Origin of the sequence: Streptomyces sp. NRRL B-1140 (genome assembly GCF_001280065.1) — a bacterium.
GTDB lineage: Bacteria > Actinomycetota > Actinomycetes > Streptomycetales > Streptomycetaceae > Streptomyces.
Genome location: NZ_LGEA01000142.1, coordinates 1 through 7,174, shown reverse-complemented (window position 1 = coordinate 7,174; position 7,174 = coordinate 1). Strand labels below are relative to the sequence as shown.

Sequence of the window (7,174 nt, the reverse complement as noted above, 5' to 3'; positions counted from 1 at the left end):
CCTGGTCCGCTGGATCGGCACCGGCCGGCAGGAATCCCTGCTCTCCGTCGAGAACACCGTCGGCGTCGCCAACCCCGGAGGCGAAGCCGTATGACCACCGCCGCCGCTCAGCTCAGCGCGGCCACCGCTCAGCGGCACCTGCTGCTGCACATGACCGCCAACGGATCGCTCGGTGACCAGGGCGAAGACCTCCTCGTCGTCCAGCGGGGGGAGGGCCCGTACGTCGAGGCCGCGGACGGCAGGCGCTACATCGACGGCCTGTCGGGGCTGTACTGCTGCCAGCTCGGATACTCCTACGGCGCCGAGTTCGCCGAGGCAGCCGAACGGCAACTGCGCGAGTTGTGCTACAGCCCGCTGTGGACAGGGTCAGCGCATCCCTCGGCCATCGAACTCGCCGAGCGGCTGTCCCGGATCGCCCCTGTCGACATCGAGCACACCTTCTTCTCGAGCGGTGGAGCCGAAGCCGTCGAGACCGCCTGGAAGATAGCCCGCCGCTACCACGCCCTGCGCGGCGAACCGGGCCGTATCAAGGCGATCGCCCGGCGCGGCGCCTACCACGGCCTGACCATCGGCACCCTGTCGTTCAACGACGACCCCGGCCTCACCGAGCCGTACGGCCCGCCGGCGATCGACACCCGCTTCGTGTCCAACACCAACCGCTTCGGGCTCGCACCGGAGTTCGCGGACGACGAGGTGTACACGGCCTGGCTGCTCGCGGAGTTGGAGGCCGCGATCCTGACCGAGGGCCCCGAGACCATCGCGATGCTCATCGCCGAACCGGTACAGAACCGGGGCGGCTGCATCACCCCGCCCCAGGGCTACTGGCAGGGGCTGCGGGCGCTGGCCGACCGGTACGGCTTCCTGCTCGTCGCCGACGAGGTCATCACGGCCTTCGGTCGGATCGGCGAGTGGTTTGGCGGGGACCGCTACGGCGCCCGCCCGGACATGGTCACCGTCGCCAAGGGCATCACCGCCGGATACGCCCCCTTGGGCGCGACCCTGGTCGGTACCAAGGTCACCGAGGTCGTCAACCAGCCGGGCGCGGTCCTCAACCACGGCTACACCTTCGCCGGGCACCCGCTGAGCGCGGCCATCGCCCTGCGCAACCTGGAGATCATGGAGCGGGACCGCGTCCTGGACAACGTCCGTGGCCTACAGGGCGACCTGGCCAAGCGCATGGCGGCCCTCAAGGACCTGCCGATCGTCGGCGATGTGCGCGGCACCGGGTTCTTCTACTCCTGCGAACTCGTCGGCGACCTGGACGACGGCTCTTTCAGCGACAAGGCCCGGACCGCGCTGATCGGCGACCTGATCCCGCGTCGGCTGCGCGAGGCCGGTCTGCTGGCCCGCGTCTACAACCGCTCCGCGCCGCTGGTCCAGATCGCGCCCCCGCTGATCAGCGACCGTGCCCTCCTCGACCGCACCGCCGCGATCATCGCCGGCACGCTCGCCGAGGCGTCGTCCCGCATCTGATCCACGTATTGGGAAGGAACCACATGTACTCCATCGGTCCGCTGACCGTCGCCCCCGGCGAGCGTGCCCACGGCCTCATCCCCGTCGGCACCAGCAGCTACGGCGTGGAGCTCGGCATTCCGCTGATCGTCGTCAACGGCGTCCAGGAGGGCCCGGTCCTGTGTGTGGACGCGGGCGTGCACGGCGACGAGTACGACGGCCAGGAGGCCATCCGCCGTGTGCTCGCCGAGATCGACCCGGCCACGCTGCGCGGAACCGTCGTCGGCATCCCGTGCCTGAACACCCCGGCCTTCGAGGCGGCCGCCCGCGCCAGCGGCATCGACCATCTCAACCTCAACCGGATCTTCCCGGGCGACGCCGAGGGCTCGTACTCGCAGCGTCTGGCCGCGACCTTCGTCGAGCAGGTCGTGCCGGCCGTCGACGCCGTGGTCGACCTGCACACCGGCGGCGCCTACGGCGAGATCGCCCCCCTCGTCATCCTCCAGGGCGGCTACGAGAACCTGGCGACGGACCTGGCCCTGGCCGCCGGGCACGAGCTGGTCTGGAAGGGCGGCAAGTGGGGCGGCACGGTCCGTCACCCCGTCCTCGAGGCCGGCAAGCCCGCCATCACCATCGAGTGCGGCGGCGCCACCTACCGCGAGACCAACGTCGAGCACCACATGCACTCGATCCGCAACATCCTGCGCAGCCTCGGCATGACCGACGGCGAGGCAGAGCTTCGGGACACCTACACGACGGTCTCCGGCACCTTCGCCCGCTCCGCCTCCGGCGGCTTCTTCGTCGCCCGCGCCGAGCCGGGGGAGACCTGCAAGGAAGGCGACCTGATCGCCACCATCACCGACCACTACGGCAACAAGCTGGAAGAAGTCACCGCGCCGCAGGACGGCATCGTGCTCTGGGTCCGCCGGATCCGCACGGTCCGTCCGGGCGACGAGGTCGTCATCTTCGGTGAGGTGCTGGGGGAGATCCAGCCATGAGTGACGAACTGCAGCCGACCGAGCTGCTGATAGACGGCAAGCACGTCCCCGCGGCCGACGGACGCTCCTTCACCGTCCTCGACCCGTCGAACGACACGGCCATCGCCCAGGTGGCGCTGGCAGGCAAGGCGGACGTGGACCAGGCGGTGGCCGCCGCGCGCGCGGCCTTCACCGCTCCTGAATGGGCGCGGATGCGCGCCGCCGACCGGGGGCGCATCCTGCACCGGATCGCGGAGGCCATCCGCGACCAGGGCGAACGTCTGGCCCGCCTGGAGAGCCAGGACGTCGGCAAGCCGCTGCGCCAGGCGAGGGCGGACGTCGAAGCGGCCGCCCGCTACTTCGAGTTCTACGCGGGCGTCGCCGACAAGCTCGGCGGCTCGACGATCCCGCTCGGCCCCGGCCTGCTCGACTACACCGTCCGCGAGCCGATCGGCGTCTCCGGCCACATCATCCCGTTCAACTACCCCCTCCAGAACACCGCGAGGGGCTCCGCCCCGGCGCTGGCCGCCGGCTGCACGGTGGTCCTCAAGCCGTCCCCCGAGGCGCCGCTGACCCCGCTGGAGATCGGCAGGATCGCCCTGGAGTGCGGTCTCCCGCCGGGCGTTCTGAACGTCGTCCCCGGCGACGGCGAGACCGGCGCGGCCCTCGCCGGGCACCCGGACATCGACCAGGTCACCTTCACCGGCTCGGTGCCGACCGGCATCAAGGTCGCCCAGGCGGCCGCGGCCAACGTCGTGCCCTCCGTCACCGAACTGGGTGGCAAGTCCCCGGTCGTCGTCTTCGCCGACGCCGACTTCGACACGGCGCTCGGCGCCGTCGCCGCCTCCGCGTTCGGCAACGCCGGGCAGACCTGCTCCGCCGGCACGCGGCTGCTGCTCCAGCGCGGCGCCGAGGAATTCCTGGACAAGCTCGTCGCGCACGCCTCCTCCCTCAGCATCGGCCCCGGTCTCAGTGACCCCGACGTCGGCCCCCTCGTCGCCGCACGGCAGCGGGACCGGGTCCTCGGCTACCTGGAACTGGCCCGCGAGGAAGGCGCCGTGGCACGGGCCGGCGGAGGCGCCCCCGCCGACCCCGAACTGGCCGACGGCTACTACGTGCAGCCCACGGTCCTCACCGGACTGGACAACCAGGCCCGTTGTGCCCGCGAGGAGATCTTCGGCCCCGTCGTCACGGTCATCGAGTTCGACGACGCCGACGAGGCACTGGAGATCGCCAACGACAGCCCGTACGGCCTGGCCTCGTACGTGTGGACCCGCGACATCGACAAGGCGATGCGGATGGCCGAGGGCATCCGGGCCGGCCAGGTCTACGTCAACGCCACCGGCATCGGCACCGGCGTCGAGCTCCCCTTCGGCGGCTACAAGCACAGTGGCTGGGGCCGGGAGAAGGGCCTCGAAGGCCTGGCCAGCTACCTGCAGACCAAGAACGTCTGCATAGGTTTCGGGAACCGGTCATGAGATACCGCTCGCTCGGAGAGCGCGGACCCACCGTCTCGGTGGTCGGCGTGGGCGGCAACAACTTCGGCGCCCGCCTCGACGAGGACGGCACGAAGGCCGTCGTCCACGCCGCTCTGGACGCCGGGATCACCCTGTTCGACACGGCCGACATGTACGGCGGGTCCGGCGAACGGGGCGGTTCCCGCGGCGACGGTGAACGGCTCCTCGGCGCCGCGCTCAAGGGCAGCCGTGACCACGTGGTGCTGGCCACCAAGTTCGGCATGGAGATGAGCCGGGAGGCCGACCTGTACGGTCCGCGTGGCTCCCGCGCCTACATGCGGTACGCGGTGGAGGCGTCACTGCGCCGGCTCGGCACCGACCGGATCGACCTGTACCAGTACCACGAACCGGACGGCGTCACGCCGCTGGAGGAGACGGTCGCCGCGCTCCAGGAGCTGGTCCACGAGGGCAAGATCCGGTACATCGGTTGCTCCAACCTCCCGGCCGAGCAGCTCACGGACGCCTTCGTGTCCACCCAGGACCGCTACCACCTGCTCGACCGCGGCGTGGAGCAGGACCTGATCCCGGCCTGCCTGCGCCACGGCGTCGGCCTGCTGCCGTACTACCCGCTGGCCAACGGCCTGCTCAGCGGCAAGTACCGGCGTGGTGAGGAGCCCCCGCCCGGCAGCCGGCTGTCCTGGCGGCAGGGCTGGCTCACCGACGCGGCCCTCGACAAGGTCGAGGCGCTCACCGCGTACGGCGCCGAGCGCGGCCTGACCCTCCTCCAGGTGGCGGTCGGCGCACTGGCGGCCCTGCCGGCCGTCGGCTCCGTCATCTGCGGAGCCATGACCCCGCACCAGGTCACCGCCAACGCGGCGGCGGCCGACTGGACACCGAGCCCGGCCGACCTGGCCGCACTCGACGCGATCGTCACCCCCGGCGAACGCGTCGTCTGAAGCCCCACCCTTTACGAACACCGCGAGAGACCAAGGCTGGACACCATGCGAGAAATCGTCACTTTCGACGCCTACGCCACCCTGATCAACTTCGAGCTCGGCCCCACCACCCTGAAGGTCCTGGAGGACCGGCTCGACCTGGACAACCTGGATGTCGACGAGTTCCTCGACGACTTCCGCGTCATGCGCTTCCAGGCCGTGCTGGAGGCCTACCGTCCCTACCACGAGGTCCTGCACTCCAGCCTGCGCAACGCCATGCGCCTGCACGGCCTGGAGTACCGCGAGACCGACGGCGAGGCGCTCGTGGACGCCGTCCCCACCTTCGGCCCCTGGCCGGAGGTCCCGGAGGCCCTGCGGCAGCTGAAGACCAAGTACGAGATCGCCATCATCTCCAACACCGACGACAACCTGATCGCGCGGAACGTCGAGAACATCGGCGTCGAGTTCGACTACGTCATCACCGCCCAGCAGGCCGGCGCCTACAAGCCGGACCGCCAGGCCTTCAAGCACGCCTTCCGAACCATGGGTGTCGAGTCGTCGCAGGTCATCCATGTCGCCCAGGGCTGGGAGTACGACCACATCCCGACCCGCGACCTCGGCCTGAAGCGCCGGGTGTGGATCAACCGCTACGGCCGCAAGGGCAGCGCCGACTACCAGCCGTACGACGAGCTGCCCGACCTGTCGGGCCTGCCGAAGCTGCTCGGCTGCTGACAGCGGCTCACCGGCGAAACAGACCGAGAAGACAGAGGACGCACGCCATGAAGCAGATCCCCTACTGGATGGACACAGCCCCCGCCCTGCCCGACCGTTCCGGGAAGGACCTGCCCGACGAGGCGGATGTGGTGGTGATCGGCGGCGGCCTCACCGGCCTGTCCACCGCCTACCACGCCGCCCGCAAGGGTGCCCGGGTCGTCCTCGTCGAGAAGGACCAGGTCGGTTCGGGCGCCTCCGGGCGCAACGGCAGCCACTGCAACCCCGGCATCACCATCAGCCCGGCCCAGGCCCGCAAGCGCTACGGGCAGGAGCGTGCTCGCGAGCTCTATGACGCGTTCCGCGTCGCTGTGGACCTCGTCGAGGAGATCGCGGTCAGAGAGAAGATCGACTGCGACTTCCACCGTGCCGGGCGCCTCGGCTTGGTCTGCAAGCCCCAGCACCTCGAGGGCATGCACGCCAAGCAGCGCGACCTGGCCGAGAACTTCGGCCACGAGACGGTCGTCCTGAGCAAGAGCGAGCTGCGCGCCGAGCTGGGGTCGGACCACTACCACGGCGCCCTGCTCGACCCGCTCGGCGCAGCCCTGCACGTGGGCAAGTTCGTCGTCGGCCTGGCAGACGCCGCCGAGCGTGCCGGTGCCGACATCCACGAGCGCAACGCCGCCACCGGCCTCACCCGCCTCCCTGGCGGCGGCTTCGTGGTGGAGACCCTGCACGGCACCATCCGTGCCAAGCAGGTCATGGCGGCGACGGATGCCTACACCGACCAGTCGATGCCGTGGTTCCGCAAGCGGCTGATCAACGTCGGCAGCTTCATCATCGTCACCGAGCCGCTGGGGGAGGCGCGCGCCAAGGAGCTCATCCCCAACGGCCGTCTGCTGGTCGCTCACAAGAACGTCGGCAACTACATCCGTCTCACCCCCGACAACCGCCTCGCCTTCGGCGGCCGGGCCCGCTTCGCCCCCTCCAACCCGGCGTCCGACGTCAAGAGCGGTGACATCCTCAAGCGGGAGATGACGGAGATCTTCCCGCAGCTGGCGGGGGTGCGCATCGACTACGTGTGGGGCGGCATGGTCGGCTTTTCCTGGGACCGTATCCCTCACGCGGGTGACGTCAACGGCCTGTACTACTCCATGGGTTACTGCGGCCACGGCGTCCAGATGGCCACCTACATGGGCCGCGCGGTCGCCGAGATGATGGACGGCAGGCCCGAGGCCAACCCGATGCGCGGCTTCGGCTTCCCGAAGGTGCCCGTCCCCTTCTACAACGGCACACCCTGGTTCCTGCCGTTCGGCGGCGCCTACTACAAGGCGAAGGACCGCCTGCTCTGAGCAGGTACCGACACCGGTGACACCACGGGGGCCTTCCACGCAGCGGCGCGGAAGGCCCCCACCATGCCTCCCGAAAGAGATCCCAGCCCATGACCGCCGTCACCCGCATCGAACACGATCTGCTCGGCGACCGTGAGATCCCCGCCGATGCCTACTGGGGTGTGCACACCCTGCGCGCCTCGGAGAACTTTCCCATCACGGGCATGCCGATCTCCGCCTACCCGCATCTGATCGATGCCCTTGCCGCGGTGAAGGAGGCCGCTGCCCTGGCCAATGAGGAACTCGGCCTG

At 70.2% G+C, this 7,174-nt stretch carries 6 protein-coding genes and 1 pseudogene; all 7 read left to right on the top strand.

Features of this window, described 5'->3' with window-relative positions; translation table 11 throughout:
* The first annotated feature begins 90 nt into the window (after window positions 1-90).
* The gene (locus tag ADK65_RS33215; protein ID WP_053674770.1) at window positions 91-1,473 is read left to right on the top strand and encodes an aminotransferase class III-fold pyridoxal phosphate-dependent enzyme; all 1,383 of its coding nucleotides are present in this window, start codon (window positions 91-93) and stop codon (window positions 1,471-1,473) included.
* Window positions 1,474-1,496: 23 nt separating this feature from the next.
* The gene (locus ADK65_RS33210; protein WP_053674767.1) at window positions 1,497-2,450 is read left to right on the top strand and encodes a succinylglutamate desuccinylase/aspartoacylase family protein; all 954 of its coding nucleotides are present in this window, start codon (window positions 1,497-1,499) and stop codon (window positions 2,448-2,450) included.
* Window positions 2,447-3,907: an aldehyde dehydrogenase family protein gene (locus ADK65_RS33205; protein ID WP_053674765.1), complete on the top strand. Its 1,461-nt coding sequence runs from the start codon at window positions 2,447-2,449 to the stop codon at window positions 3,905-3,907. The genes ADK65_RS33210 and ADK65_RS33205 overlap by 4 nt, the downstream gene beginning before the upstream one ends.
* On the top strand, window positions 3,904-4,842 hold the full coding sequence (locus ADK65_RS33200) for an aldo/keto reductase (protein ID WP_053674762.1): 939 nt from the start codon (window positions 3,904-3,906) through the stop codon (window positions 4,840-4,842). Before ADK65_RS33205 ends, ADK65_RS33200 begins: the two co-directional genes overlap by 4 nt.
* Before the next feature lie 45 nt (window positions 4,843-4,887).
* On the top strand, window positions 4,888-5,553 hold the full coding sequence (locus ADK65_RS33195; RefSeq protein WP_053674760.1) for a haloacid dehalogenase type II: 666 nt from the start codon (window positions 4,888-4,890) through the stop codon (window positions 5,551-5,553).
* 47 nt (window positions 5,554-5,600) lie between these two features.
* Window positions 5,601-6,884, top strand: a complete 1,284-nt coding sequence (locus tag ADK65_RS33190) for an NAD(P)/FAD-dependent oxidoreductase (RefSeq protein ID WP_053674758.1) — start codon at window positions 5,601-5,603, stop codon at window positions 6,882-6,884.
* 89 nt (window positions 6,885-6,973) lie between these two features.
* Window positions 6,974-7,174: pseudogene (locus ADK65_RS33185) on the top strand (lyase family protein); the annotation flags it as partial.